The sequence below is a fragment of the Paraburkholderia atlantica genome (assembly GCF_009362785.1).
GTDB classification, from domain to species: Bacteria; Pseudomonadota; Gammaproteobacteria; order Burkholderiales; family Burkholderiaceae; genus Paraburkholderia; species Paraburkholderia atlantica.
On record NZ_WHNQ01000015.1, the window covers coordinates 141,704 to 165,732 of the forward strand.

A 24,029-nucleotide genomic window follows, 5' to 3' on the forward strand; every position below is an offset into this window, starting at 1 on the left:
AAGGAAACGCGATGCCTGTCATGCATTTCAGGGTCCAGTGGCCGGACGGCACCGAGGCCAACTGCTATTCGCCCTCAACGGTTGTCGGCGAATACTTCGTCGCCGGGCAGCGCTATGCGCTCGACGACTTCGTCGAACGGGCGCGCGAAGCGCTCCATATCGGCTCGGAACGTGTACGCGAGAAGTACGGTTTCGCGTGCTCGGCTGCGATGGACCAGCTTGCGCAGATCGAGGCGCAGGCGGAGCGCTTCGCGTCGGATGCGCAGGCCAAGGTGAGTATCGTCGAACTTTTGTGAAACCCGGATGCGGCGCACGTCACGAGCAGGACGGCGCGCCGGCCCATCCAATGAACAGCAGGAACGAATCATGTCGAACTCGAATGTGATGACGCAAACCGGATCGAACCAGGCTCCGCACTATACGGTTATCGTCGTGGGCGGCGGTCAGGCTGGTCTGTCGATCAGTTTCTATCTGAAAGAAGCGGGCATCGATCATCTCGTCATCGAGAAACACACGGTCACCCATACGTGGCGCTCGCAGCGCTGGGACGCGTTCTGTCTCGTCACGCCGAACTGGCAATGCGCGCTGCCGGGCTATCCGTATCGCGGCGACGATCCACACGGCTTCATGAAGAAGGACGAGATCATCGCGTATCTGGATGGTTTCATCGAAATGGTCGATGCGCCCGTGGTCGATCATACGGAGGTCAGGCGTGTCAGGCGCCAGCATGACGGCAGCTATGTGGTGTCGACGTCGAACGGCGAATTCACGGCCGATCATGTGGTCGTCGCATCGGGTGGCTATCACACGCCGATCGTGCCGCGGATGGCGGAACGCTTGCCGCACGGCATCGTGCAGTTGCAGTCGTCGCACTACCGCAGTCCGCAGAGCTTGCCCGAAGGCGCGGTGCTGGTCGTCGGATCGGGGCAATCCGGCGCGCAGATCGCGGAGGACCTGCAGATCGCGGGTCGCAAGGTGTATCTGGCGGTCGGCGAGGCGCCACGTTGCGCGCGCTTCTATCGCGGCCGGGATGTGGTGGATTGGCTCGCCGACATGGGCTACTACGAGATGCCCGTCGATCAGCATCCGTTGCGCGAAGGCGTGCGGGACAACACGAATCACTATGTCACGGGCCGCGACGGTGGCCGCGATATCGACTTGCGGCGTTTTGCGCTCGAAGGAATGGAACTGTACGGACGGCTCGACGATCTGCGCGACGGCGTTCTTTATTTCGCGCCGAACCTGACCAGCAATCTGGAAAGCGCCGACGACACGTACAACCGCATCAATGCGAGCATCGATGCCTTCATCGACAGAGAGGGCATCGACGCGCCACCGGGCGTGCCGTATGAACCCGTGTGGAAGCCCGAAGGCGAACGCACGTCGCTCGATCTGGCGGCGAGCGGCATCACGTCGATTATCTGGTGCATCGGGTTCACGCCAGACTTCAGTTGGATCGACGCCCCCGTGTTCAACGGACGAGGCTATCCTGCCCACGTACGCGGCGTGACGTCGCAAGCCGGGTTGTATTTCATCGGCTTGCCGTGGCTGCATACCTGGGGGTCGGGCCGCTTCTCCGGCATTGCGCGCGATGCGGCGCATGTCGTCGATGCGATCCGCGCGGCCATCGATGTATCGCGTACCGCATCGGCGAGTCTCGCTGCATGAAGCTGATTCATCGCTATCGCGCGGGCATGCCGCAACTCGGTTTCACCGGGCTGTCGGAGAACTGGTTGCTCAAGGAGTGCGGGCATCTACATTGGCAGGCGCTGGCGGCCCACGCGGGCCGCGAGCATCCCGACTTTCACGACGATCATGGCGGCCGTTCGTATGCGGCCTTCACCGCCATACGCTTGCAGGCGTATGGCTTCGACGCGGTCGAGGAAAACGACGAGTTCGAGATTTGCAGCGGCCTGTGCAGAACGGGGGCCGTGCGCCATTTCAGCACGCATTGCGTCGGTCGGGGCGATGCGCGGCTTGCGCAGGTGTCGATGTCGTCGACCTTCGTGACGCGCGGCGAGGCCCGCAACAATCGGTCGGTCGCGCGCGCGGCGCTTGCGGCGCTGCCCGGTGAAGTGAGCCCGATGCCCGCGGATGCCGCGCAGATGCTACAGATGGGCAAACGCATCCGTGCCGGCGATAGCGCGATGATGCAAAGTCTCACGGCCGCGGACAGCGAAGCCATCGAGTTTCTCCCGTGCCCGAACGGTGACTTCAACGGCGCGGACTTTCTGTATTTCGCGAGCTTCCAGGCTTTTGTCGATCGCGCCGAATGGCAGAGGTGTCGGTTCGACGAGCCACCCGTCGTCGCGAGCCGCTCGTTGTTCTACTACGGCAACGTCGATCTCGGCGATGCGGTGCGGATTCGCGTCATAGGCGAGAGCGAGAACGAGCAGGGCATCAGGCACTGGACGGAAGTCACGCGCAATAGCGACGGTGAAAAGATCGCGGACGTGATTACGGAAAAGCACTGGAGGCGCCGATGAACGCGAACCGTACGACGCGCAGCCGCCCGGTGTCGCTCAAGCCCGTCTATACACGTGCCGATCTCGAAGGCCTCGCTCACCTGGACAGCATGCCTGGCGAGGCACCCTTCGTCCGCGGGCCGTTTGCGTCGATGTACACCGAAAGGCCGTGGACGATACGTCAGTACGGAGGATATGCGCAAGCCGCCGACTCGAACCCCGCGTTCCGCACGGCTCTGACGGAAGGCGCGCAAGGGCTGTCCGTCGCATTCGATCTGCCGACACAGCGCGGTTACGATTCCGACGACCCGCGCGTGAGTGCCGATGTCGGCATGACGGGTGTGGCCATCGACACCGTCGAGGATATGGCGCGCCTCTTCGAAGGCATCGCGCTCGACAGGATATCCGTTTCCATGACGATGAACGGTGCAGTGCTGCCGGTGCTCGCCGCTTTCATCGTCGCGGCCGAGGAGAGCGGCGTGCGCCCGTCGCAACTGACGGGCACGATACAAAACGACATCCTCAAGGAGTTCATCGTACGCAACACCTGCATCTTCGCGCCTGAACCTTCGCTGCGGATCGTGACCGATGTCGTTGCTTATCTCGCGACGGCGGTCCCTCGCTTCAATGCGTTGTCGGTGTCCGGCTATCACTTTCAGGAAGCGGGGGCGGACGCCGTCCTCGAACTCGCGCTGACGATGGCCAATGCGCGCACCTATGTCGATGCGCTGATCCGGCAAGGCATGGAGGCCGATCACGTCTGCGAACGCATGAGCTTCTTCTTCGGCGTGGGGACCGATTTTTACGTCGAGATTGCGAAACTGAGAGCGGCACGTCTCGTGTGGTCGACACTCGCACGGGAAAGCGGCGCACGCTCCAACAGGGCGTGTGCGCTGCGGATGCACTGTCAGACTTCAGGCTGGTCGCTGACCGCGCATAAGCCGATGAACAATGTCGTGCGCACGGCTATCGAAGCGCTCGCGGCGATCTTCGGTGGCACCCAGTCGCTGCACACCAATGCTTACGACGAAGCATTGGCGCTGCCGGGTGCGTCATCGTCGCGTCTCGCGCGCGACACGCAATTGGTGCTTCAGCATGAAACAGGCGTGTGCGATGTCGTCGATCCTTGGGCGGGTTCGTACATGATGGAGTCGTTGACGGCGGACATCGCGAACCGCGTGCGACTACAACTCGATGAGATCGAAGCGCGTGGCGGCGTGATGGAGGCGATACATTCCGGCTGGATTCGCGAGCGCATCCGTCACTCGGCGCTTGGCGTGCAGGCGGAAATTGAAAGTGGGGAGCGCGCGATTTTAGGCGTCAACTGCTTTGAGCGAGATGATGACGACGCGCCCATTGCGATCTCTCAAGTGGACGTGCAGCAGATTCGCAGGCATCAGGCTCGGCGGATTGCGGAAGTTAAAGCCGCACGCGATTCCGCGCCCGTGCGCGCGGCACTGGGCGCACTCGAACGGGCCGCTCGCGATGGCGCGGGCAATCTGCTCGAACTGACAATCGAATGCATGCGTGCACGAGCGACTGTCGGCGAATGCACGCAAGCACTCGAAGCGGTATGGCCGCGCCACCCGATACAGATTCAGGCAGCGGCAGGGCAATTCGGCGAGAGGCTTTCGGCAGATCCAGGATGGAGCGCTGCTCTAAAGACCGTGAGGGGCGTCGCGTCGCGGTTGGGGCGCGCACCGCGCGTTCTAATTGCCAAGCTGGGGCAGGACGGACATGATCGCGGTGTGAGCGTCGTCGCGGCCGCGTTGGCGGATGCCGGCTTCGACGTCGTGACGGGTGAGATGTTCGCGTCGGCCGCCGAAACAGGCATAAAGGCGTTGAAGCATGATGTAGATGTGATCGGCATTTCGTCGCTGGCAGGTGCGCATGTTGAACTGGCATCGCTGCTGATAGACGAATTGCGGACGCGAAACGCGACTATCCCCATCGTCGTGGGAGGCAACATCGACGACAGCAGTCAGGCAGTGCTGAAAAGACTCGGTGTGACTGAGTGTTTTCCGACAGGTACCAGCGTAGCGCATATCGTAGCGAAATTGGCCGGCCTGTCTTGCCGGGGTCTTGTCGAGCGTCCGAACGCATTCATGAGCTAAGTCGTAAATGGGTTCAACCAGAGCGGCTCCGTTCGGCCTTCATGCTCGAGGCACATCAGACATGCGAAAAGTACAAGCATGTCGCCACTGCAAGGATGCTAGAGATTTGATCGCGGGATAACAACCGTTAGACCCCGCTCCGACGAGGAACCCAGGCCGTCGCAATGTCACTGGTATGCCGGTCCTCGATGGAGCGACGACAAAGGGCGCGGAGGGTCCCTGCGAAATCCAAAATTGCGCTCAGGCGCTCAACACCGTCAAGTTACGGGTGGCTGTACATCGCGTCCCAGTCGGACTTCGACACCGCCGCGCGACCTGCGTTCGACGAACCATTTGCGGCACCGCCGTAACCACCGTTTGTTGCAACTTGCTGCGCGGCGACCTTCGCTTCCGCGGCTTGGATCGCGTCTGGATAGTGCGCTTGATCGCCATCACCACCGCGATAGCCGGCCTTCTGAAGCTGAACAAGTTCCGCGCGCACCTGGGCGCGGGTAATCGGGCCATTCGACTGGGCGGACGAGGCAACTGGCACTACGACTGCAACGGCAACTGCAACTGCTTGGATGAGGGACTTCATGATTCTCCACCGACTTTTGTTAGCGGTGCGACAACGCGTCTGCACCGACAGCGAAAGTCTAGGAGCCTTCCGCCCGAGGGTTAACCCCTAGTATTCGAAGGCATTGTTCCAACTGGCAGCAGAATGCTGGCATCTTGTCGCCAATGGCACTTGTCCCCAATAAGTTCAAACGTCGTCGTGCCGGCTAAATCGAAACGTCGGGTTTATCTCGCTCTTTCCTGTCTTTTTCCAAGGTTTTGGAGACCCGAATGAAAAAAGACTGCAGAGATTTCTCTGCAGCCCTTTGAATTTCCAGGCGTCTATGCTTCGCGCGTTCGGAAACTTTGCTGCGGTGTGGCGTCCGTCAACGCATCATCGCTGCCTTCCTCCAGCGAAATATTCCGGGTTTCGCGTCCCTTGACCCACCAGATCGCGGCGGCAATCGGACCGGGCAGTGCGAGCGCCAGCAGCACGAGCAACGGTGCGGAAGGTGTGCCCGTCGTGCTGAAGGCGCTGGTCAACAGTAGCGGCGTAATCATTGCACCCACTCGACCGAATGCAACGGACACGCCCAAACCCGAGGCGCGCAACCGAGTCGGCAGGATTTCAGACGAAACCACATAAGCCGAGATGTAGCCCCACGTCACGCCAAACTGGATCAGGCAGTAACCAAACACCATGGAAGGCAGCGTTTGCGCAAAGTACACTGCCAGAATCGCGAGCACGGTGAACGTGTAGCTCGTGAACAGCGATGCGCGACGTCCCCACGATTCGAGCACACACGATGCCAGCAGGCCGCCGAGCAAAGCCGCTACGTTGCCGTAAATGTAGTAGATCGGCATAGCAGCAGCAGGCACTTTCATGTACGGCAGGATGACGAGCGCCATCAACGACAGTACGCCATACACAACGACTGCCTGCGAGAAGTTCAGCGCACTGGCAAGGCCGCACGGTCCGCGATAGCGGCCAACCAGCTCACTCACGTTGCGCCAGAACGTCGGGTGTGCGGGCACGATCGCGGTGGGCTGATAGCGTTTCTGCGCCTCGGTTGCCGCGCTGATCCCAGCGCCCTTCGCATACGCGGCAATTTCATCGACGATTGCTTCGGCTTCGGTGACACGCCCTTGCTGCAGAAGCCAGCGCGGAGATTCGGGGATCACGCGGCGAATCCAGAAGAAAATCAGCGCCATCGTGGTACCCAGGCCAAAACCCACGCGCCACGCGATGTCGGGCGGCAGGAGATTCAGAGCATAGTACGAAACAATGGCCGACAACACGGCACCGAGCGGAAAACCCGACAGGATCAGCGCGTCGGTACGTCCGCGATTGCGGCGCGGAATAAATTCACCCATGGTGGCCGTCACGGCCGAGTACTCGCCGCCGACGGCGAGCGCAGTCAGTGCGCGGAACACGAGGAACGAGTGGTAATCCCACGCGAAGATGGTTGCCACACTGAACGCGGCATACCAGAGGAGCGTAGCCAGGAACAGGCGCTTGCGGCCGAAGCGATCCGCCAGGTAGCCGAACGCCACCGCGCCGACCAGAATGCCGAGCACCCACACGCTCACTGCTAGCGAGCTCTGGGCCGCATCGAGGTGCCAGAGCGCCTTGATCGTGCCGAACACGCTACCGATGATATTGGTTTCAAACGAGTCAAGCGTCCAGCCCACTCCTAGCGCGACCGTCAGCAGGGTGTGGAAACGAGTCCACGGCATGTGATCGAGCCGGGCTAAGGCGTCGGTCTTGATGGTGGTTCGGGAAGTCATGTCGATATGTTCCTTTCCTGATTTGTTGCGATATTCGCCATACTAAGTAAAGTGAAATGTTGAAGACACATGCGAGTGATATCCCGCCGATTACTTAGCCATGCGGTCCCCCTCGCACATCGGTCCAGTCCGCGAATCAGCGGGAAGGATGTGAGCCATGCCATCGTGAGCAATCAAAACGCCTTCGGGCATGTCGTTTTCTGATTGCTGAAGTAGCCACGTATCGAACGTATGGGATGCATGAGTCATCCATGTACGCACTGGCCGCAGCTGCTTGACCAGCGCACAAGCGGTATTCCAGTCGTTGTGGTTGGCCGGCTGAGCCCTTGGCGGGAACGAGCAGTCGAGAGCCATAGAAAACGCCCCCCATCTCTGCAGCCACTCCAGCGTGGAAGGCGGCAAGCCGATCGTGTCGGTCAGATAGGCGAAGCGTTCTCCGTCCGGCCCCTCGATCGCATAGCCGAACGTTGGTTTGGAATGAATCAGCGGCAGCGCCGTGAAACGCAGGTCACCGACATCGAACGTGCCGAATTTCTCAGCCTGATTGAATGCGAGCAGGCCCGGGTTGCGATACAGATCGGCGCAACCATTGCTGTCTGGCGGGCCCCAGGTCGGGATGGATTTCCCGACGCCCCAGCGCAGATGGAACAACCCCTGCACGTGATCAGGATGGAAGTGCGTGAGTACGATCGCATCGAGACTTCCAGCCGGAAAACGCTCGGATAGGTCCACTAGCCCTGCATCGAGCAGAACGCAGGTCGTGTCCGTTTCGATCAGCGCGCTGCAGGGACGACGAACGCAAGCGGGCAAAGCTCGCGCTCGTGTACATGCGGGGCAGTTGCAGCCGTAAAGCGGTACGCCGCCTGCCGCGCCGGTGCCGAGGAAGGTAACGCGCATCATGATGGCTCCGCACAACGGAGAATCAGCGAAACCAGTGCCTCTCCCGCCTGTTCGAGATCGCCGTCGTTGCGGATGATTTCCACTTTGCCGGCGCGCTGTTCGAGCAAGTGATTGCGCTGCAGGCGCTGCTCCACCTGCTCGACCGTTTCGCGACCGCGCGCCAGAAGGCGTTCACGCAGTACCGCTTGCGGCACTGCGATTTCGACCGGCACGAGGGACGGGTAGAGCGTGCGTGCCTGCGGCAGGTATTCGCGCGAACCGTTCATCACGACGGTCATCCCCTTGTCCAGCCAGTGGTCGATCTCGGCCCCGATGCCGTATTGCAGCCCGTTGCTCGCCCAATTCAGTGCGAACAGATCCGAGTTGCTGCGCGCCGCGAATTCTTCCGGACTCAGGGCGACGTGATTTTCGCCACCTGCGTCTGCCGGCCGCGTGATGTAGCGATGAGCAAAGCAGATCTCCGCGTGGCCAGAGAGCTGTTCGCGCGCATAGCGCAGCAGGCTGTCCTTGCCGCTGCCTGAAGGACCGCTTACGTAAATCAAATTGCCTGGCATGGAAGCGGCCTCAGTGATGCACGCGGCTCGCGCCGAGCACGAGCTTGCCGCGAGACCACACCTGGTCGGCATGCGGCAGGCCGCCTATCCGCTGGACTGCGACCAGATCGGCGCGCTGTCCCACCGCGATCTCGCCGCGGTCGCTTAACCCGGCTGCTCGTGCGGGATTGCGGGTCACGAGCGCTACCGCGTGCGCGAGCGAAATATCCGCGACTTCGGGCAGCTTGAACGTAGCTGGCAACAACGAGGCAGGCGAGTAATCGCCGCACAGGCAATCCGCGACGCCTGCCAGCACGGCATCGAGCGCACGCATGTTGCCCGACTGCGATTTGCCGCGCAGGATGTTCGGTGCACCGAACAGCGTGGCAATGCCGTTAGCGCGCGCGGCCTGGGCCGTTTCGAGGTTGATCGGGAACTCCGAGATCGTCGCACCGAGATCGCGTACCACGTCGATCTTGGCGGCCGAATCGTCGTCGTGGCTTGCAATTGCGACGCCCTTGGCGCGTGCCAGCGCAGCCAGCTGTTGCATGCGTTCGATCGCGCCTTTGGCTGCCTCTGCCTTCTGCCTCATGATCTCGTCGAGCGTGGCAGCGTCGGCCTTGTAGGCGTTCGCAAGATATTTGCGGAACGACTCCACGTCGCGAAACTGACCCTGGCCCGGGCTGTGGTCCATGAACGAGATCAGGTCGATCACGCCTTCGTCCATCAGCGACGACAGAACCGGAGGGGCGGTGACATCGGTAACCTCGAAGCGTGCATGAAATCTGTTGTCGATCAGCGCATGCGCTTGCCAGGCGTGGATCGAGCGGCCGAGCTCGGCTGCCGTTTCGTTGTTGCGCACGCCGAACTCGCGGTTCGCGAAAGACAGCGCATGAAATACCGTGGTGATGCCCGCGGACGCATTGCGCTTGTCTGCCTGCGCGCAGGCGAAGTCGATCGGAAAATACACGCCCGGACGCGGCTCGACCTCTTTTTCAAGCGAGTCGCAGTGCAGGTCGATCATGCCTGGGATCAGCGTATGTTCTTCCAGGTCGACCACGGTCGCTCCGGCGGTGTGCTCCGGGTCGAGTGCCGCGATTTTGCCGTCCTCGATCAGCACGGCGAGTTTTTCACGCACTTCGTCGGCGAGAACGACGGTTGCGTTCGTCAGGAGTTGGCGGCTCATTGCGTGATCGCTTCCGAAAGAGGGGAGTGGACAACCGGCGGTGCCAGTTCGATCACCTGGTCGGCAAGGCGCTCTACCAGGTCCGGGTGGTGGAAGATGGCGAGCATCGCCACACCTTCCGCTTTGATTCCTTGCAGGATCTCCACGACCTTGTCGGTGGTGCGAGGGTCGAGGCTCGCGGTCGGTTCGTCGAGCAGTAACAGGCGCGGACGAGCGACGAGGCCCCGCGCCAGGTTGACGCGCTGCTTTTCACCACCCGAAAAGGTCGCAGGGGGCACTTCCCAAAGACGCTCGGGCACGTTCAGCGCATCGAGCATTGCACGCGCGTTGTCGCGCGCTTCGGCACGCGCGGCGCCGCGTACGAGCGGCGGCTCGGCCACGACATCGACGGCGGCCTTGCGCGGCAGGCAGTGCAGGAACTGCGTGACGAAACCAATCTCGTGCTTGCGCAGCGCGAGCACTTCGTGCTCGGACGCCTGCGCGAGATCGACTGTCTCACCGGCTTCAGTACGGAACAGCAGGCTTCCGGCGCTCGCCAGGTAAGTACGGTAGATGCATTTGAGCACCGACGATTTGCCGGCACCGGTCGGGCCGATCAGCGCGGACAGGCGGCCCGGCTCGACGGCAAACGAGACGTTTGCGCAGGACGGGATGGTCTTGCGCTGATCGTGCAGCGCAAAGTGCTTGCTCAGATTTTTAACGGTCAGGATCGCGGACATTGGTTTACCTCAGAGCGCGGAGGCCACAAGCCGCTGCGTGTACGCATGCTGCGGGTCTTCGAGAATCTGGTCGGTCAGGCCCGACTCGATGATGCGGCCGTACTTCATCACGATCGTGCGGCCCGCTAGTAGGCGGATCACGCCGAGATCGTGCGTGACGGCGATCATCGCCGTGCCGAGTTCCTGCTGGATCTCGAGGATCAGATCGAGGATGCGCGCCTGCACCGAGAGGTCTAGACCGGTCGTCACTTCATCGAGGAACAGCAGCGGCGGACGGGTTGCGAGTGCCTTGGCGATCTGCACACGCTGTTGCATGCCGCCCGAGAACTTCTTCGGCGACTCGTCCATACGTTCGGGCAGTACCTCGGTGCGCGAGAGCAGGTCGCGTGCGCGTTCCCGGATCTCGCCGAACAGCGTCACGTCGTTCATCAACAGGCGCTCGGCGATATTGCCGCCTGCCGACACGTTGAAGTTCAAGCCGAGGTGCGGGTTCTGGTACACCATGCCGAAGCGATGATTGCGCAGCCAGCGCTGTGCGGCGGCATTCGCTGCGAACAGGTCCCAGTCATCGTCTCCATCGAAGAAGCGCGCGGTGCCCGCGGTCGGCTTTTCATCGAAGTACAGCGTTTTGACGACGGTCGACTTGCCCGACCCCGACTCACCCATGATCCCGAGAATCTCGCCGGGTCGCAGCTCGAAGCTGACGTCGTGGGCAGCCACCACCGAACCGCAATGCGGGCAGATGTTGGTGTCCTGTTCCGGTCCGGTGCTTTCGATGCAGCGCTCGCAGCCTGCGCCGTGAATCTTGGTCAAGCCGCGCACTTGAAGAATGGGGCTCACTGGACTGCTCCTTCGTTCGTTGCATTGGCCTTCTGATGAGTGTGGCCGTTGCGGTAGTCGTTGCAGTAGTCCGAATCCGAGCACTGGTACGACTTGTCGCCGTCCTCGCCGATGATCTCGTCGAGAAAACTGTCGATCGAGCCGCAGCGCACGCAGGCGCGGCGTTTGCCGTGCTCGTCGTGGAAGTCTTCCGTGCGGAACGGCACGTCGTCGAATGCGAGCGGGTCTGCGCGCGTATAGGGCGGCACCGCATAAATCTTCTTTTCGCGTCCCGCACCGAGCAGCACGAGCGCGGCGGACATATGCAGCTGCGGCACGTCGTAGCGTGGAATCGGACTCGGGTCGATCACGTAATGACCGTTGATCCGCGTCGGATAGCGGTGCGAGATAGTGATTTCATCGAACTGCACGATGTCTTCGTACAGCTTGGTCAGCAGACGCGAGTAGTCACCTTCGCCATGCATGGTCTTGCGGCGCGCCTCTGACGGTTCCACGACGACCAGCGGATCGGGGTACGGCACCTGCAGGACGAGAATCTGCTCTTCGGTCAACGCGACTTCGGGAATCCGGTGGCGCGACTGGATCAGCGTGGCTTCACTGGTGTGCTCGGTAGTCTGAACACCCTCGCAGGTGAGTTCGACGAAGTGACGCAGATTGACCGCGTTGACCGAGTCGTCTGAACCTTGGTCGATCACCTTGAGGGTGTCGTCCGGACCGACGAGGGACAAGGTGAGCTGCAGACCGCCCGTACCGAATCCACGGCCCATCGGCATTTCACGAGAGGCATACGGCGTCTGGTAGCCGGGGACGCAAATCGCTTTGATCACCGCGCGGCGGATCTCGCGCTTCGCGTACTCATCGAGAAAGCCAAAGTTGTAACCCGCTTCGTCCAGCGGCAGTTCGTAGAGGTCGTTCATAGCTCGACTCCTTGTGCATTCTGTTCGGTCTGCTTGTCCGCAGCCTTTTGCTGGGTCGTGCGCAGCCGGTCCATGTCCGACTGGAACGTGACGTAATGCGGCATCTTGTAGTGGCTCGCGAATCCCATCGAATCCACGCCATCGATATGCAGCAACACGAACTCCGGGTCCTCCGACGGATTGGTCGGACCGTTTCGCATGCCGTTCTGCAGCGAGCGGTCAAGCACGGCCATCGAGATCGCCTTGACTTCGTTGTGGCCGAAACACGCGCCATAGCCGAGCGTGAAGACGGGTGGGCCGCCGCTGTCGTCGTCTTCGTACATCGCCACCATCTCGCACTCGGTCATCAGCACCTCGCCGGCCTCGACCGGTTCGCCCGTGACCGGATGGGGAAGCAGAACCGGCACATAGCCGACACGCAGTTCGGCCACAGTCGGGTGGACATCGCCATAGCCGCGCATGTTCGAGTAAGCGATCGCGAGCAGCGAGCCGGTTTCGGCGCGTGCCATCGTCGCGAGGGCGGCGGAACGCGGCACCGGGAAGATCAGCGGATCGCGCGTGACATCGAATGGCTCGCTGCGCGACGGCTGCAACGCCGGGAGCAGCCCTTCGGCGCGCAGCGCATCCACGACCTTCGGGAAGGTGTCGGGCAGGTCGCTTTCGTCGATCGAGTCGAGGAACGCGCGTGCAACCGAACGGAACGCTTCCGGTGATTCGTCGGCGAGGTCGAGGCGCATCAGGCGCAGCGCGTAGTCGTTGGTCGGACCGAGCATCTGACCGCCAGGAATGTCCTTGAACGCGCTGGAGATGCGGCGGATCACGCGCATCTCGCCCGTGTGCTGTACGGGCGCCTCGAGCAGTCGAGGCTTGGTCGAACGATAGGCTCGCAGTGCGAACGCTGCTTCCAGCGTATCGCCTTGCATCTGCTTGATAGCAAGCGCGGCGAGGCGCGGGTGATACAACCCGCCTTCCGAAACCACTCGCGAGGTCAGCGAACGAAGCTGATGTTCGATTGTCTGCAGGGTCAGCGGCGTGCCGTGCTCGCCCTCGGCCGTACGCAACGCGTCGACGACACGCTCCGCGCCCTCGATTGCGCGGCCGCCGCCCTTGATAGCCACATAGCCCATTACCTGCCTCCTTCGATGGCAACTTCGATCGTGCGGGGCAGTGCGACTACGCTGCGCTCGTCCAGCAATACCAGATCGACGCCGAGCGGGAAGCCGCTGTTCCATTGCTTGCGCAACTTCCACCACTGCGGGTCGACCCCCGACAACTGCAGCGAAACGCTGCTTTGAATGCCTGGACCGCTGAGGACGAGCTCACCACCTTGCTTGATCTCATCGACCACCAGTACGAGTGTTGCGCCCCTTTCAGGGCTGTCGAGCGTGCCGGATGCGGGCTCGACAGCGGGTAGTTGACTGCCCGGCATCACGACGAATTGGGCCTGATCCGCGCTGGCGGACTTCGCGCCGAGGCGCTGACGGTCCGCCGCAGCCACCAGCTCGCAGGGATCGGCCAGCGTAGTTGCGGGATCGGCCAGCGTCGCAAGCACGAGAGGCAGCACATGCGTGGCCTGCGTCTCGAGTTCGTTAATTCGGCCGGGATAGGAAAAAGCATCCAGGATGCGGCGAAATGCGCGCTGCTGAACCAGTGGTGTCCAGTCGGACGGATGTGAGGCGATACGCGTCTACAGCTTATTCATCATCGTCCTCCTGCGCGGCGAGCAGAGCGAAGTCCACGCGCGTTGCCGCCAGTAGCTTCTTGCGATCGGCTGCGGTTGCTTCGACGATCTGTCTGCCTTCGCGAAGAAGTTTCACGGCCGCATCATGTCCAGGCCAGGCGGCAGCCGTTACCGCATCCAGAATCGCGAGCGCGCGAATCAGGCTCGTGCGGTCATCCATCACGATTGCGGCGCCTTCGGCGGTGCCGCCTTCTGGGTCGGTCAGGCGCACATGCGCCTTTGCGACCGGAATCTCGCCGAGGTAATAAGTCTCGCCCATGGCAGCGTCGGTGAGCGGCACCAAGGCGAGGCCGGATTGCGGGATTTCCAGGTCTTCCACCTGAAATTGCTCACCGAGGTGACGCGCGAGTTCGCGAATGCGCTGCGCCGGCACGTTCGTCCAGTAGCGCATCCATTCTCCGCGAGCGGGCCGCGACGCTATCTCGTCCATGAGTAGTCCTTCTGAATGTACATATAGCTGTGGAAACTTGATGAAGCAGTTAGATTTCTTAGCCGATTCATGCGGCCCTAAGGCCGCATCCTTTGACTCAGGGATGACCCGACCCAGTTACAGCAGCGGAATGCGCAACTGGACGCGGTCTGCGCGGAACCGGGTAATCACATACTCGACCGGCTTGTCGTCGCGCTCATCCACGTTCACGCTCTTGACCCGCAACACAGGCCGGTTTTGCGGCATGCCAAGGATTCGCGCGTCGTCTCCCTGGGGGAGCACTGCCGTTACGGCGCTATCGACGCGACGCAGCCGGCAGCCATACTCTGCGCTCAGCAAAGCGTGAAGCGAGTCGCCTTGATAGCGCGCCAGCAGATCGGGGAAGGGTTGTACTGGCAAAAAATGCGAAATCAGGCACATTGGCTTGTCGTCCACGCTTCGTAACGTTTCCAGCCAATGCACGGGCTCGCCTTCCAATATGGCAAGACGTTCGGCAATACGCACACTGGCAGGCAGGGTCTGCTTGCGCAGGATGCGGTTTCCGGCCAGCAAACCTTGAGCGTTCAGGTTTTCGGTAAAGCGCGTGCTCTTGCCAATCTGGTAGTCGATCTGGTTATCGAGTACGAGGATGCCGCGGCCGTGGCGGCGCTCCACCAGACCGGCCTCGACCAACTCGTCGATGGCACGACGGAGCGTGTGTCGGTTCACCCCAAAACGTGACGCGAGATCGCCCTCGGATGGCAGGTAGTCGCCAGGTGCATAGACGTTGGCGATTTCCTGTTCCAGTTGCCGTGCGATCTGGGCATACAAGGATTCGCCTTGCTCTCGACTGACAGCGTACAAGCTCATATGCGGTTATCTAGATAAGTGGACAACCGAATACTACAAACAGTCTGTGACAGATATGTGATCAGGGAGGGCAGGTTGTCGGAGATCGACTGACGGCTCAAATTCAGCGTCATCTGTGGCGCGGCGTCGCCCGGCGCGGACAAGTCTTTTGCGAAGAGAGTTCGATCGTATGCATGTTCGCGCGCCACTTCGATTATCGCGTCCGCAAACGCCTGCGGTGCCCGACTGTAAGCTGTTCTCCGGGCGACCGTCTCTTGCCAGCTGCGCAAGCGGGAGCCTCAGCCGCCTTTGCGGCTTGGCTCGGCTTCGAAATTCTTCACGCCACGCGAAGACCGGCTTCGATATTCACTCGGGGACAATCCGGTCTTGCGCTTGAACAATTGTCGAAATGTGCTGATATCGCCATAACCGACACGTTGACTCACCGCCTCGAGCGCGATCGGCCGCGTTTCCAGCAAGCGTTTCGCGACCTCGATGCGCAGATTTTGCAGATACGCTAACGGTGCTAGCCCGACAGCTTCCTTAAAACGGCGGTTGAGCGTGCGTTCGCTGACAGCAAGCGATGCTGCCAGATCGCTCAACCGGAATCCCTGCTGCAACGTAGCTTCCATCTGCTGCTGAGCGCGCGCGACGAGTGTATCGGTATGCCCATGTTCGTCGAGAAGCGTTGCAAAGGAAGCCTGCGACGTCCGGTTCATGTCGATCAACAGCGCCTTCGCGGTCAACGTAGCGAGTTCTTCGCTGGCGAATGTTTCGACGAGCCGCACCGCGAGATTCAGATACGACGTCACGGACCCGCCCGAAATGATGCCGTCTTGGGCAATCAGCAGTTCGTGTGCGCGAACTTCGACACGCGGATAGCGGCGCCCGAAGTCTGCAGCTCTCGCCCAGTGCGTCGTCGCGGCGCGGCCATCCAGCAGGCCGGCCTCGGCGAGCAGGTAATTGGCCGTGCAATAAGCCGCCAGCACGGCGCCTGCCTTGCGTTGGCGCCGCAGCGCGGAAGACAGCTCGTTCAACTGTTGGCGGCGCCCGATGAACTCGTCGATGTTCGAGAAAAACGGGGCTGTCAGCAGAACGGCGTCCGCGCGTTTGCGTGGGTCGATCTTTCCGTCGACCTGAATGGTCTGACCCGATGCAGCCGTAACGGGACACCCGTCGAGCGATTCCACGCGCCACACGAACATGGGTGCGGACGTCGTGCCCGTTGCAGCCCTGCGCGCATAAAACTGATTGGCCGCGCTGAAGACGTCGACAGGGCCCGCGACGCCGGACGCGAGGATTCCGTCATAGACCCAGATGCGGACGATAGCCATAAGTGTGTCTGAAATTCCTCGAATAATGGCGATCGTGCCACTTCTAGCCACACGAGTAAACCCCGATCATGGCCACATCCAATTAACTGAACGCAGGAGAAACACCATGCCGATGATCGACGCACTGTGGCCCGAGGACGCCTTGACGCCTGAGGCCGAAGCCCGTCTCGTCAAGGAACTGAGCGACATCCTCATCAAGGCGGAAGGGTACGATCCCGCCAGTCAGATCGCACAGCGTGCCACGGTGTTCCATCTTCATCGGCCTGCTGCGATCTATGTCGGCGGCGAACGCACGGACACGGTCCGCTATCGCGTCATCCCGTCAGTACCCGAGGGGCAATACACCGACGAATCGCGTCGCTCGCTCGTCAGAGAGGTCACGGAAGCGGTGGCGCGCGCGGAGAACCGGCCGTTCGATGATGTCGCGCCGCGCGTCTGGGTCTTTCCGACCGAGATACCGGATGGCGCCTGGGGGACGCGCGGCGCGATCTGGATGCTGCCCGATATTCATGCGCTGCTGGCGGGCGAGTCCGAGCGCGGCGCAGGCGTTAGACGGCTTGCACGACGCCGCCTCGAAAAGGCGCGCATCACGCTCGAAGCAGCGCTCGATGCCGCCAGCGCAGGCATCGCGAGCAAACCATAACTGGAGCGCCCAGCATGAAATTCAACGACACAGCCCCCGTGATGGAACCCGCTGGCGGTCCGCCGCTCTGGCTGACGAACCTCACTGAAAGCGCGACCCTTGAGGCCACCGTTCTGAAGCGTCCGATCGAAGGACGAGCCGACATTCTCTCCGTGATCAAACACGCGGTTTCGCTGTACGAATTCCAGCATCACAGCTATAAGGCCGCGATTGGTAATGGTTTGTATATCGAGTCCTATCGCTCGCAGATCCAGGGCGTGCCTATCGAGACGGTGGTCGTCGCACACATGAACGAACAGGGCGAGACGGAGTCCGTGGTCATCAATCATCGTCCGCTCAATGCGATGCTGCTGTTTTCGAAACTGATGTGGGAGCGGGTCGACGAGCGCTTCCGCGATCGCTATCTGACAGGACCGGAAGCAACGGCTTTGAATACCGTATCTGAGGACTGCACTCGCAGCGGATGTTCAAGGCCGCATGATGAAACGGCTTCTTCTTGATTTGACGACAGCCTCTGTGCTGGTCGCTTCTGCAGGAGTTTCCATGGCGCACACCACTCCGATGCCAAGCACGCCAACCACGAAGATATTGGCGATTGGTACCTTTCCACCGGGCACGGACATGAAGCTTGTCCAACACATTCTTCCGGGCGAAGTCCGCGAGACGGCGCAACTCTACCTCGATGGCAAGGTTGATCAGTGGTATTCACTGCAAGATCGGGCCGGGGTGGCCTTCATCCTGAACGTTACCGACGTAGGTCAAGCGCATGAGATGCTCGAGGCACTTCCATTGGGGAAAGCGCACTTGATGACATTCTCGCTGCTCCCAATCGGCCCACTGAAGCCGTTGGGTAAGCTTTTGAATCCGATTTCCCCTCAATAGAACGCGCTGAAGCACACTGGTTAGCAGGTGCAATTTCGCACTAAACGAGAGCCACGATCATGTTCAAACCTGTAATGAACGCGACAGTCTTCCCCGCATTAGCTGCGGGCGTTTCCTCATGCAAGATTGTGCCGACCTCATCGTCGTCGGCGCCGAAGCTTGAAGTCGGCGAGGTGCAGGTCAATCCTGACATCAAGCTGCGTTATATGGTCTACCGGCCCGCGCATCCAAAGGGTACGGTACTGTTCCTGCATGGCTTCCCGGAGACCATGTATGCGTGGAAGCCGATTGCCGAATCCCTGTCCAGCGATTACGAGGTGCACGCGTTCGACTGGCCGGGCTATGGACAGTCTTCGCGTCCAGGCGCCGATCGCTTCTCCTATGCGCCGAAGGATTATGCGCGTGTGCTGGCAGACTATGTCCGCACGTCTGGCATCGACAGTTCGAAGCTGGTGATTTATGCGACCGATATCGGGGCGTTGCCTGCGCTGCTGGCAGCATTGGAGCAACCGGATATCGCCAGAAAGATCATCGTTGGCGACTTTGCTCCATTCAACCGCCCGCAGTACATGTACGAAAGCCTGCAGGGCCTGAAGTCAAAGCCTTCGTCCGAAGTCGTGCGGGCCGCGATGAACAAGAACCGCGACGATATCCTGGCAAACACTTTCTTCCGCGGCATGTCGGCGCAGGAGCGCTACGCGTTGCCCCAGGCGTTCAGGGACGATATCGCGAAAGGTTGGGCCGGCGATGTCACGTCGGCAGACGCCTTCTTCCATTACTACTCCTCCTTCACCCGCGACCAGGACTACTTCGAAGCCAATATGGCAAAGCTGAAGGTCCCCGTAAAGGTGGTGTGGGGCGAACAGGATATCTACATCAAGAAGGAAATGGGCGTTGAGTACGCGAACCGTACCGGCGTGGAGCTTTCAATTCTCCCGAAGCTCGGCCACTATCCGCATCTGCAAGCGCCTGAACAGACGGTGCATGAAGTTCACACCGCGTTTAGCGCGGGGAGCCATCCTGTCAGTGACTAGAGCGGGTGCGTCGGCGAGGCGCAGATGGTCCGATCTCCGACACTGCGGTCCATTATTTGCCGTGAATCAGGCCTGTTCGTTCATGGTGGCCCCGGTGCCGCCGGGTGCGGACAAGTCCCTGGCGAAACGAGTTCGAACTGGTGCATGTTCGCGCTGCGCATACTGCGGTGGACGAACATGCACATTGGCGTCGAAGCTAGTATCGCGCCACTTCGATGACCGCATCCGCAAACGCCTGCGGTGCCTCTTGCGGCAAATTGTGGCCGATACCGCCTGCGATAGTACGTAGCGTGTATCTCCCGACGAATTTCCTCGCATACGACGCGGGCTCCGGATGCGGGGCGCCGTTCGCGTCGCCTTCCAGCGCGATCGTCGGCACGGCGATGACAGGCGCTGCCGCCAGACGCTTTTCCAGCTTGTCGTATTGCGGCTCTCCGTTCGACAGCCCCAAACGCCAGCGGTAATTGTCGATCACGATAGCGACGTGGTCCGGGTTCTCGAACGCGCTCGCCGATCGCTCGAACGTCGCATCGTCGAAGGTCCATTTCGGTGATGCGAGTTGCCAGATCAGCTTTGCAAAGTCGTTCCGGTTTGCTTCATAGCCCTGCCTGCCGCGCTCGGTGGCGAAGTAGAACTGATACCACCACGCGAGTTCCGCCTTCGGCGGCAACGGCTTGGCGCCGACGCCCTGGCTGCCGATCAGATACCCGCTCACCGACACCAGCGCCTTGCACCGTTGAGGCCACAGCGCGGCGACGATATTTGCCGTGCGCGCTCCCCAGTCGAAGCCGCCGAGAATCGCCCGCTGGATCTTTAACGCGTCCATCAGCGCAATGACGTCGACAGCGAGCACCGATTGCTGACCATTGCGGATCGTCGCAGGCGAAAGAAAACGTGTCGTGCCAAAACCGCGCAGGTGTGGAACGATCACCCGGTAGCCCGCCGACGCGATCCGCAGCGAAGCGTCGGCGAAACTGTGGATGTCGTATGGCCAGCCATGAAGCAGTATCACCACGGGACCGTCGGCGGGTCCGACTTCGGCGTATCCGACGTTCAGAACGCCGGCGTCGATCTGCCTGATCATCGGAAACGATGCGCGTCGCGGCGCACCGTCACCCTTCGTGGCTCCTGAAAAAGACTGTGCATCCGCCCAGCCATGCAAACCGAGGTTGAGCGCGCCGACACCAATGGCCGCGCTGCCGAGAAGGCGTCGACGACGCCTGTTGATTTCATCCGACATCACGAAACTCCTTCAAACGTAACGCTGTGCCAGACACCGTTCAACGCAGCGATCTGAAGGCAGCGCGAAGTTCTTCCGAGAAAAGTTGCGGCTGTTCCCATGCGGCGAAGTGGCCGCCCTTGTTCACTTCGTTGAAGTAGATGAGCTTGTGATAGCTGCGCTCTGTCCAACTGCGGGGCGCCTGATAAATCTCGCCGGGAAACACCGTCACCGCGGCTGGGATCGCGATGTTCACGCTATTGAAGTTGTTCGCATTGTTGGTCCAGTACAGCTGCGCCGCCGACGTAGAGGTATTGGTCAGCCAATACAACGTGATGTCGTCGAGCATCTCGTCTTTGGTCAACGACCGCTCAGGATCGCCGCCGCTGTAGGTCCAGTCCGCGAATTTGTCGTACATCCACGCGGCCTGCCCGACCGGGGAATCCGCGAGTGCATAGCCGATCGTCTGCGGACGGGTGACCATCATCGCCGCATAGCCGCCGCCGCGCGTGTACAGATTGTTCAGCGACTGGTAAGCGGCTTTCTCCTTATCGGACAGTCCGCGGGGCGGCGGGTCACCTGCCTTCAGCCGTTTGGCGATTTGGGGCGGCACCGTCGCCGGCATGTTGACGTGAATGCCGAGCAAGCCCGGCGGTTGTTGCGCGGCCATCTTGTCCGCGATCACCGAGCCCCAGTCTCCGCCCTGTGCCACGTAGTGCTGATAGCCCAAGCGTCGCATCAGTTCTTCCCATGCTCGTGCGATGTGGTCAGGCGTCCAGTTGGCCGTCGACGGCTTGCCAGAAAAGCCATATCCGGGCATCGACGGCAGAACCACATCGAACGAATCCTCCGCGCGACCTCCGTACGCTACCGGGTCAGTCAACGGTCCGATCACCTTCAGCTCTTCGAAGACCGAGCCGGGCCAGCCATGCGTCATGATCAGCGGCAACGCAGCGGGATTTTTCGAGCGCACCCAGATGAAATGAATATCGACGCCGTCGATCGTGGTGACGTACTGCGGTAGCGCGTTGAGTTTCGCCTCAGCGTTGCGCCAGTCGTAGTCAGTGCCCCAGTACTGCACCAGCGCCTGCAGCTTCGCGAGCTGCGCACCCTGCGACCGGTCCGTCACCGTCTCCGGGTCAGGCCAGCGCGTTTGCGCGATGCGCTTTTTCAGGTCGGCTAGTTGCGAGTCGGAAAAGTGCGCGGTGAACGGGCGGATTGCCGTGTCGTCCGCCGACGCAGCCGACGTAGTGGACGCGTCCGCCGCAAGCGCCGTCGCCGGCGTGTTGGCGATGACGGGCGCCGCGATCAGCGCGGTGACAAGTAGCGATTTGAGGCCTTTCATGAAGAGTTCTCCTGACCTGCGATAAGGAAACGGTGACTAGAATGGAAAGGGAAAGAGTCGGTCCACCGCTGGTGCGAAAGGATCGTTGAGTCCCGCTCGGTGTGGGTTCAATCAAATCCGCGCATCCATAGCGCATTTATATGAGCGGCCGCCGATATCGCAAAGGACGTAGAAACTACGGTTTCAGGACGCCATTCCAAGGAATTGCCGTGCCGTCAGTCGCGTTCGTCGTGTTCGATGGGTTTCACGCCATGTCGCTGGCGGCACAGCCGGTGTTTTCGTTTGCGAATCAAAAATTTGGTGAATCGTTCTACGAAATCGTCACGCTGTCGGAACATGGCGAACCAGTCCGACCGATCGGTGGCCCCACGGTGATGACCGAACCCTTCGGAAAGCGAACGTTCGACACAGTCCTGTTCACGGGCGGCGATCCCGGCGCGGCGCGGCCATCCCTAGGGCTGCTCGCCTACGCACGCCACAGCGCGATCACGGCGCGGCGCGTCGCCGCTATTTGCACGGGTGCCTTCGTGCTGGCGGAAGCGGGGCTGCTCGACGGCAAGCGAGCCACCACGCACTGGGTCTATGCATCCGCATTGCGCACCCATTTCCCTCGCATCCGCGTGGAGGAAGACCGGATCTACGCGGTCGACGGCTCGGTCTGGACGTCGGCGGGCATGACGGCGGGAATCGATCTCGCGCTGGCGCTGGTCGAGGCCGATCTGGGCGTGGACATTGCGAGATCGGTCGCGCAGACGCTCGTGGTTTCTCATCGTCGCGCCGGTGGTCAATCCCAGCATTCGGCGCTGCTGGAACTGGATGCGAAGTCCGATCGCATTCAGTCCGCGCTGACGTACGCGCGGAAGAATCTCGCGCAGCCGCTGCTGGTGGAACAACTGGCTGAAGTGGCACGGCTCAGCCCGCGACAGTTCAGCCGCGCGTTCCGGGCGGAGACGGGGCAATCGCCTGCCAAGGCCGTCGAGAGACTGCGTCTCGAAGCAGCGCGGCTCATGCTGGAACGCAGCCGCCATACGGTCGAACAGATCGCGCAGCAGACCGGATTTGCCGACCCGCGCCGCATGCGCGATGCGTTCACTCGCGCGTTCGGGCAACCGCCACAGGCAATACGTCGCAATGCGCGCTCTGCCGCGCTGGGGTGACGGACTCGGCGTCGCACCGTCTTCGCTCAGTAGGTCTGGTCGGCAATGACGCGTGCAACCGTTTGCAGCGACTGTTCGAGCGTCGTCAGGCCGACCGAGCCAAGTGCAAGCCGGATCGCGTGCGGCACGTGCGCGGACGCGGCGAACGGCCGCGCGGTCGAAACCGCGATCTTCTCCCGCCTCAAGGCCATGGCGATCGCGTCTGCGCGCACTTCCTGGGCGAGCGGAAGCCACAGAAAGTACGAGACCGGGTGGCCGATTCGCTTCACGCCGCCCAGCAAACGACCGGCGATTGCCTGGCGCACCGCTGCGTCGCGGCGTTTATCGGCTGCGAACAGGTCGACCGTGCCATCTTCGATCCAGCCGCATGCGATCGCTGTGAGGGTTGCCGGCGTGTTCCAGGTGGTTGCCCGGATGGTTCGTTCGAGCGTCGGAATGAAGCTTGCCGGCGCATGAATGAAGCCGACGCGAAGCCCGGTCGCGACGCTCTTCGACAGGCTCGACACGTAGACTGTTAGCTCCGGCGCGAGCGACGCCAGCGGCGGCGGTGCGTTTTCGACGAGGAATGCATAAGCGGCATCCTCGATGATCATCAACCCATGCCGCCGCACAATCGCGACCAGTTCACGCCGGCGCGTCGCGCTGATTACCCAGCCGAGCGGGTTGTGCAGCGTCGGCATCGTGTAGACGGCCCGTACGCGCCGCCGCTTGCATAATGCCGCCAGCGCGTCGAGGTCCGGACCGTTTCCCGCCGCTGGGACCGCGACGAGTTCCAGCCGGTTGATCTCGGCGGCAAGCTTGAATCCGGGATAGGTCAGCGCGTCCACGGCCACTACATCGCCTGGTTCGAACAGCGCCAGCGTCGTCGTCGCCAGTCCGTGCTGTGCGCCGCTCACGAGCAAAACGGTTTCGGGCGCCGCGCTCAGGCCCACGCCAGCCAGATGGCGCGCGACGGTCGCGCGTTCGTGCTCCCGCCCGCCGTGGGGCTGGTAGCGCAGCAGCGCCGCCAGATCGCCAGCGCCCGCGAGCTCGCGCAGGGCCGTCCTGAACAAAGCGACCTGATCGGCACTCGACGGATAGTTGAAGCTCAGATCGACCGTGTCTGCGTCCCACGCGTGCAAGTCGATACCCTCGCCACGCGGCAGCGGTTCTTTGACGAACGTACCGCGCCCGGTTTCGCCACTCACGAGGCCCATCGACTGAAGCTCGGCGTAGACGCGTGTGGCCGTCACCAGCGCGAGGCCTTCGCGGGCAGCCAGTTCGCGGTGCGTCGGCAAACGCGTTCCCGGCCGCAAACGGCCCGCGCGGATATCGTCGGCGAAACGGTCGACCAGATGTTTGTAGCGCAGCTCGGGCATGGCAATGTATCCATGACAATAATTTGATTGTATTGATACCCGGTCCTAGGATGAAAGTACAT

General features: G+C 61.7%; 25 protein-coding genes. 9 read left to right on the forward strand and 16 right to left on the reverse strand.

The features are described 5' to 3' along the window. Window positions 1–11 precede the first annotated feature (11 nt). From GCT19_RS21810 to scpA, 4 genes are all read left to right on the forward strand, one after another. Window positions 12–296 carry an MSMEG_0570 family nitrogen starvation response protein gene (locus GCT19_RS21810; protein ID WP_018432741.1) on the forward strand — a complete coding sequence of 95 codons (285 nt, stop codon included), beginning with the start codon at window positions 12–14 and terminating at the stop codon, window positions 294–296. Between the two features lie 70 nt (window positions 297–366). Next, entirely contained in the window at window positions 367–1,668 is a 1,302-nt protein-coding gene (locus GCT19_RS21815; protein ID WP_152853107.1) for an MSMEG_0569 family flavin-dependent oxidoreductase, read from the forward strand. Beyond that, window positions 1,665–2,486, forward strand: coding sequence for a Pnap_2097 family protein (locus GCT19_RS21820; RefSeq protein WP_152853108.1), 822 nt, complete (start codon window positions 1,665–1,667; stop codon window positions 2,484–2,486). Before GCT19_RS21815 ends, GCT19_RS21820 begins: the two co-directional genes overlap by 4 nt. Beyond that, complete coding sequence (scpA, locus tag GCT19_RS21825; protein ID WP_152853109.1) at window positions 2,483–4,579, forward strand: methylmalonyl-CoA mutase; 2,097 nt, start codon at window positions 2,483–2,485, stop codon at window positions 4,577–4,579. Before GCT19_RS21820 ends, scpA begins: the two co-directional genes overlap by 4 nt. 262 nt (window positions 4,580–4,841) lie before the next feature. On the opposite strand, the gene GCT19_RS21830 is transcribed toward scpA, so the two are convergent. The 13 genes from GCT19_RS21830 to GCT19_RS21890 form a co-directional block, all read right to left on the reverse strand. Continuing rightward, window positions 4,842–5,156: a DUF4148 domain-containing protein gene (locus tag GCT19_RS21830; protein WP_152853110.1), complete on the reverse strand. Its 315-nt coding sequence runs from the start codon at window positions 5,154–5,156 to the stop codon at window positions 4,842–4,844. Window positions 5,157–5,455: 299 nt separating this feature from the next. Next, entirely contained in the window at window positions 5,456–6,901 is a 1,446-nt protein-coding gene (locus tag GCT19_RS21835; RefSeq protein ID WP_152853111.1) for an MFS transporter, read from the reverse strand. A 90-nt stretch (window positions 6,902–6,991) separates the two neighbouring features. Then, window positions 6,992–7,801, reverse strand: a complete 810-nt coding sequence (gene phnP / locus GCT19_RS21840) for a phosphonate metabolism protein PhnP (RefSeq protein WP_429327457.1) — start codon at window positions 7,799–7,801, stop codon at window positions 6,992–6,994. Beyond that, window positions 7,798–8,355 carry a phosphonate metabolism protein/1,5-bisphosphokinase (PRPP-forming) PhnN gene (phnN, locus tag GCT19_RS21845; RefSeq protein WP_152853112.1) on the reverse strand — a complete coding sequence of 186 codons (558 nt, stop codon included), beginning with the start codon at window positions 8,353–8,355 and terminating at the stop codon, window positions 7,798–7,800. Before phnN ends, phnP begins: the two co-directional genes overlap by 4 nt. A 10-nt stretch (window positions 8,356–8,365) precedes the next feature. Beyond that, the gene (locus tag GCT19_RS21850; protein ID WP_152853113.1) at window positions 8,366–9,520 is read right to left on the reverse strand and encodes an alpha-D-ribose 1-methylphosphonate 5-triphosphate diphosphatase; all 1,155 of its coding nucleotides are present in this window, start codon (window positions 9,518–9,520) and stop codon (window positions 8,366–8,368) included. Continuing rightward, a complete protein-coding gene (gene phnL, locus GCT19_RS21855) occupies window positions 9,517–10,239 on the reverse strand; it encodes a phosphonate C-P lyase system protein PhnL (RefSeq protein ID WP_152853114.1) in 723 nt (240 codons plus the stop codon). The genes GCT19_RS21850 and phnL overlap by 4 nt, the downstream gene beginning before the upstream one ends. A 9-nt stretch (window positions 10,240–10,248) precedes the next feature. Beyond that, window positions 10,249–11,079 carry an ATP-binding cassette domain-containing protein gene (locus GCT19_RS21860; protein WP_018432751.1) on the reverse strand — a complete coding sequence of 277 codons (831 nt, stop codon included), beginning with the start codon at window positions 11,077–11,079 and terminating at the stop codon, window positions 10,249–10,251. Further along, window positions 11,076–11,996: an alpha-D-ribose 1-methylphosphonate 5-phosphate C-P-lyase PhnJ gene (locus GCT19_RS21865; RefSeq protein WP_018432752.1), complete on the reverse strand. Its 921-nt coding sequence runs from the start codon at window positions 11,994–11,996 to the stop codon at window positions 11,076–11,078. The genes GCT19_RS21860 and GCT19_RS21865 overlap by 4 nt, the downstream gene beginning before the upstream one ends. Then, entirely contained in the window at window positions 11,993–13,123 is a 1,131-nt protein-coding gene (locus GCT19_RS21870; protein WP_152853115.1) for a carbon-phosphorus lyase complex subunit PhnI, read from the reverse strand. Before GCT19_RS21870 ends, GCT19_RS21865 begins: the two co-directional genes overlap by 4 nt. Continuing rightward, a complete protein-coding gene (gene phnH, locus GCT19_RS21875; RefSeq protein ID WP_321576854.1) occupies window positions 13,123–13,677 on the reverse strand; it encodes a phosphonate C-P lyase system protein PhnH in 555 nt (184 codons plus the stop codon). The genes GCT19_RS21870 and phnH overlap by 1 nt, the downstream gene beginning before the upstream one ends. Window positions 13,678–13,690: 13 nt before the next feature. Continuing rightward, window positions 13,691–14,167 carry a phosphonate C-P lyase system protein PhnG gene (gene phnG, locus GCT19_RS21880; RefSeq protein WP_152853116.1) on the reverse strand — a complete coding sequence of 159 codons (477 nt, stop codon included), beginning with the start codon at window positions 14,165–14,167 and terminating at the stop codon, window positions 13,691–13,693. A 117-nt stretch (window positions 14,168–14,284) separates the two neighbouring features. Continuing rightward, complete coding sequence (gene phnF / locus GCT19_RS21885) at window positions 14,285–15,016, reverse strand: phosphonate metabolism transcriptional regulator PhnF (protein ID WP_152853117.1); 732 nt, start codon at window positions 15,014–15,016, stop codon at window positions 14,285–14,287. 278 nt (window positions 15,017–15,294) lie between these two features. Continuing rightward, window positions 15,295–16,329 carry a GlxA family transcriptional regulator gene (locus GCT19_RS21890; protein ID WP_152853118.1) on the reverse strand — a complete coding sequence of 345 codons (1,035 nt, stop codon included), beginning with the start codon at window positions 16,327–16,329 and terminating at the stop codon, window positions 15,295–15,297. A gap of 106 nt (window positions 16,330–16,435) precedes the next feature. Between GCT19_RS21890 and GCT19_RS21895 the strand changes: the two genes are divergently transcribed. From GCT19_RS21895 to GCT19_RS21910, 4 genes are read left to right on the forward strand one after another with little or no spacing between them, the layout of a single operon-like run. Next, window positions 16,436–16,972 (forward strand): tautomerase family protein, encoded by a 537-nt coding sequence (locus GCT19_RS21895; protein ID WP_152853119.1) that lies wholly within the window; start codon window positions 16,436–16,438, stop codon window positions 16,970–16,972. A 14-nt stretch (window positions 16,973–16,986) separates the two neighbouring features. Next, a complete protein-coding gene (locus GCT19_RS21900; protein WP_152853120.1) occupies window positions 16,987–17,472 on the forward strand; it encodes a hypothetical protein in 486 nt (161 codons plus the stop codon). A gap of 43 nt (window positions 17,473–17,515) precedes the next feature. Beyond that, a complete protein-coding gene (locus GCT19_RS21905; protein ID WP_152853121.1) occupies window positions 17,516–17,854 on the forward strand; it encodes a hypothetical protein in 339 nt (112 codons plus the stop codon). Window positions 17,855–17,913: 59 nt separating this feature from the next. Beyond that, window positions 17,914–18,888, forward strand: a complete 975-nt coding sequence (locus tag GCT19_RS21910) for an alpha/beta fold hydrolase (RefSeq protein WP_152853122.1) — start codon at window positions 17,914–17,916, stop codon at window positions 18,886–18,888. Between the two features lie 196 nt (window positions 18,889–19,084). Here GCT19_RS21910 and GCT19_RS21915 read toward each other — a convergent pair whose 3' ends face one another. Further along, window positions 19,085–20,128, reverse strand: coding sequence for an alpha/beta fold hydrolase (locus GCT19_RS21915; RefSeq protein ID WP_152853123.1), 1,044 nt, complete (start codon window positions 20,126–20,128; stop codon window positions 19,085–19,087). A gap of 40 nt (window positions 20,129–20,168) precedes the next feature. Beyond that, complete coding sequence (locus tag GCT19_RS21920) at window positions 20,169–21,452, reverse strand: epoxide hydrolase family protein (RefSeq protein WP_152853124.1); 1,284 nt, start codon at window positions 21,450–21,452, stop codon at window positions 20,169–20,171. Window positions 21,453–21,661: 209 nt separating this feature from the next. Between GCT19_RS21920 and GCT19_RS21925 the strand changes: the two genes are divergently transcribed. After that, a complete protein-coding gene (locus GCT19_RS21925) occupies window positions 21,662–22,609 on the forward strand; it encodes a GlxA family transcriptional regulator (RefSeq protein ID WP_321576853.1) in 948 nt (315 codons plus the stop codon). 26 nt (window positions 22,610–22,635) lie between these two features. Here the strand turns inward: GCT19_RS21925 and GCT19_RS21930 are convergent, their stop codons facing one another. After that, on the reverse strand, window positions 22,636–23,967 hold the full coding sequence (locus GCT19_RS21930; protein WP_152853125.1) for an aminotransferase-like domain-containing protein: 1,332 nt from the start codon (window positions 23,965–23,967) through the stop codon (window positions 22,636–22,638). Window positions 23,968–24,029 lie beyond the last annotated feature (62 nt).

Excerpts from the sequence above, each read along its gene's own strand:
- GCT19_RS21810 (WP_018432741.1), top strand. The coding sequence starts at position 12 with ATGCCTGTCATGCATTTCAGGGTCCAGTGGCCGGACGGCACCGAGGCC.
- GCT19_RS21815 (WP_152853107.1), top strand. The coding sequence starts at position 367 with ATGTCGAACTCGAATGTGATGACGCAAACCGGATCGAACCAGGCTCCG.
- GCT19_RS21820 (WP_152853108.1), top strand. The coding sequence starts at position 1,665 with ATGAAGCTGATTCATCGCTATCGCGCGGGCATGCCGCAACTCGGTTTC.
- scpA (WP_152853109.1), top strand. The coding sequence starts at position 2,483 with ATGAACGCGAACCGTACGACGCGCAGCCGCCCGGTGTCGCTCAAGCCC.
- GCT19_RS21830 (WP_152853110.1), bottom strand. The coding sequence starts at position 5,156 with ATGAAGTCCCTCATCCAAGCAGTTGCAGTTGCCGTTGCAGTCGTAGTG.
- GCT19_RS21835 (WP_152853111.1), bottom strand. The coding sequence starts at position 6,901 with ATGACTTCCCGAACCACCATCAAGACCGACGCCTTAGCCCGGCTCGAT.
- phnP (WP_429327457.1), bottom strand. The coding sequence starts at position 7,801 with ATGATGCGCGTTACCTTCCTCGGCACCGGCGCGGCAGGCGGCGTACCG.
- phnN (WP_152853112.1), bottom strand. The coding sequence starts at position 8,355 with ATGCCAGGCAATTTGATTTACGTAAGCGGTCCTTCAGGCAGCGGCAAG.
- GCT19_RS21850 (WP_152853113.1), bottom strand. The coding sequence starts at position 9,520 with ATGAGCCGCCAACTCCTGACGAACGCAACCGTCGTTCTCGCCGACGAA.
- phnL (WP_152853114.1), bottom strand. The coding sequence starts at position 10,239 with ATGTCCGCGATCCTGACCGTTAAAAATCTGAGCAAGCACTTTGCGCTG.
- GCT19_RS21865 (WP_018432752.1), bottom strand. The coding sequence starts at position 11,996 with ATGAACGACCTCTACGAACTGCCGCTGGACGAAGCGGGTTACAACTTT.
- GCT19_RS21870 (WP_152853115.1), bottom strand. The coding sequence starts at position 13,123 with ATGGGCTATGTGGCTATCAAGGGCGGCGGCCGCGCAATCGAGGGCGCG.
- phnG (WP_152853116.1), bottom strand. The coding sequence starts at position 14,167 with ATGGACGAGATAGCGTCGCGGCCCGCTCGCGGAGAATGGATGCGCTAC.
- phnF (WP_152853117.1), bottom strand. The coding sequence starts at position 15,016 with ATGAGCTTGTACGCTGTCAGTCGAGAGCAAGGCGAATCCTTGTATGCC.
- GCT19_RS21890 (WP_152853118.1), bottom strand. The coding sequence starts at position 16,329 with ATGGCTATCGTCCGCATCTGGGTCTATGACGGAATCCTCGCGTCCGGC.
- GCT19_RS21895 (WP_152853119.1), top strand. The coding sequence starts at position 16,436 with ATGCCGATGATCGACGCACTGTGGCCCGAGGACGCCTTGACGCCTGAG.
- GCT19_RS21900 (WP_152853120.1), top strand. The coding sequence starts at position 16,987 with ATGAAATTCAACGACACAGCCCCCGTGATGGAACCCGCTGGCGGTCCG.
- GCT19_RS21905 (WP_152853121.1), top strand. The coding sequence starts at position 17,516 with ATGGCGCACACCACTCCGATGCCAAGCACGCCAACCACGAAGATATTG.
- GCT19_RS21910 (WP_152853122.1), top strand. The coding sequence starts at position 17,914 with ATGTTCAAACCTGTAATGAACGCGACAGTCTTCCCCGCATTAGCTGCG.
- GCT19_RS21915 (WP_152853123.1), bottom strand. The coding sequence starts at position 20,128 with ATGTCGGATGAAATCAACAGGCGTCGTCGACGCCTTCTCGGCAGCGCG.
- GCT19_RS21920 (WP_152853124.1), bottom strand. The coding sequence starts at position 21,452 with ATGAAAGGCCTCAAATCGCTACTTGTCACCGCGCTGATCGCGGCGCCC.
- GCT19_RS21930 (WP_152853125.1), bottom strand. The coding sequence starts at position 23,967 with ATGCCCGAGCTGCGCTACAAACATCTGGTCGACCGTTTCGCCGACGAT.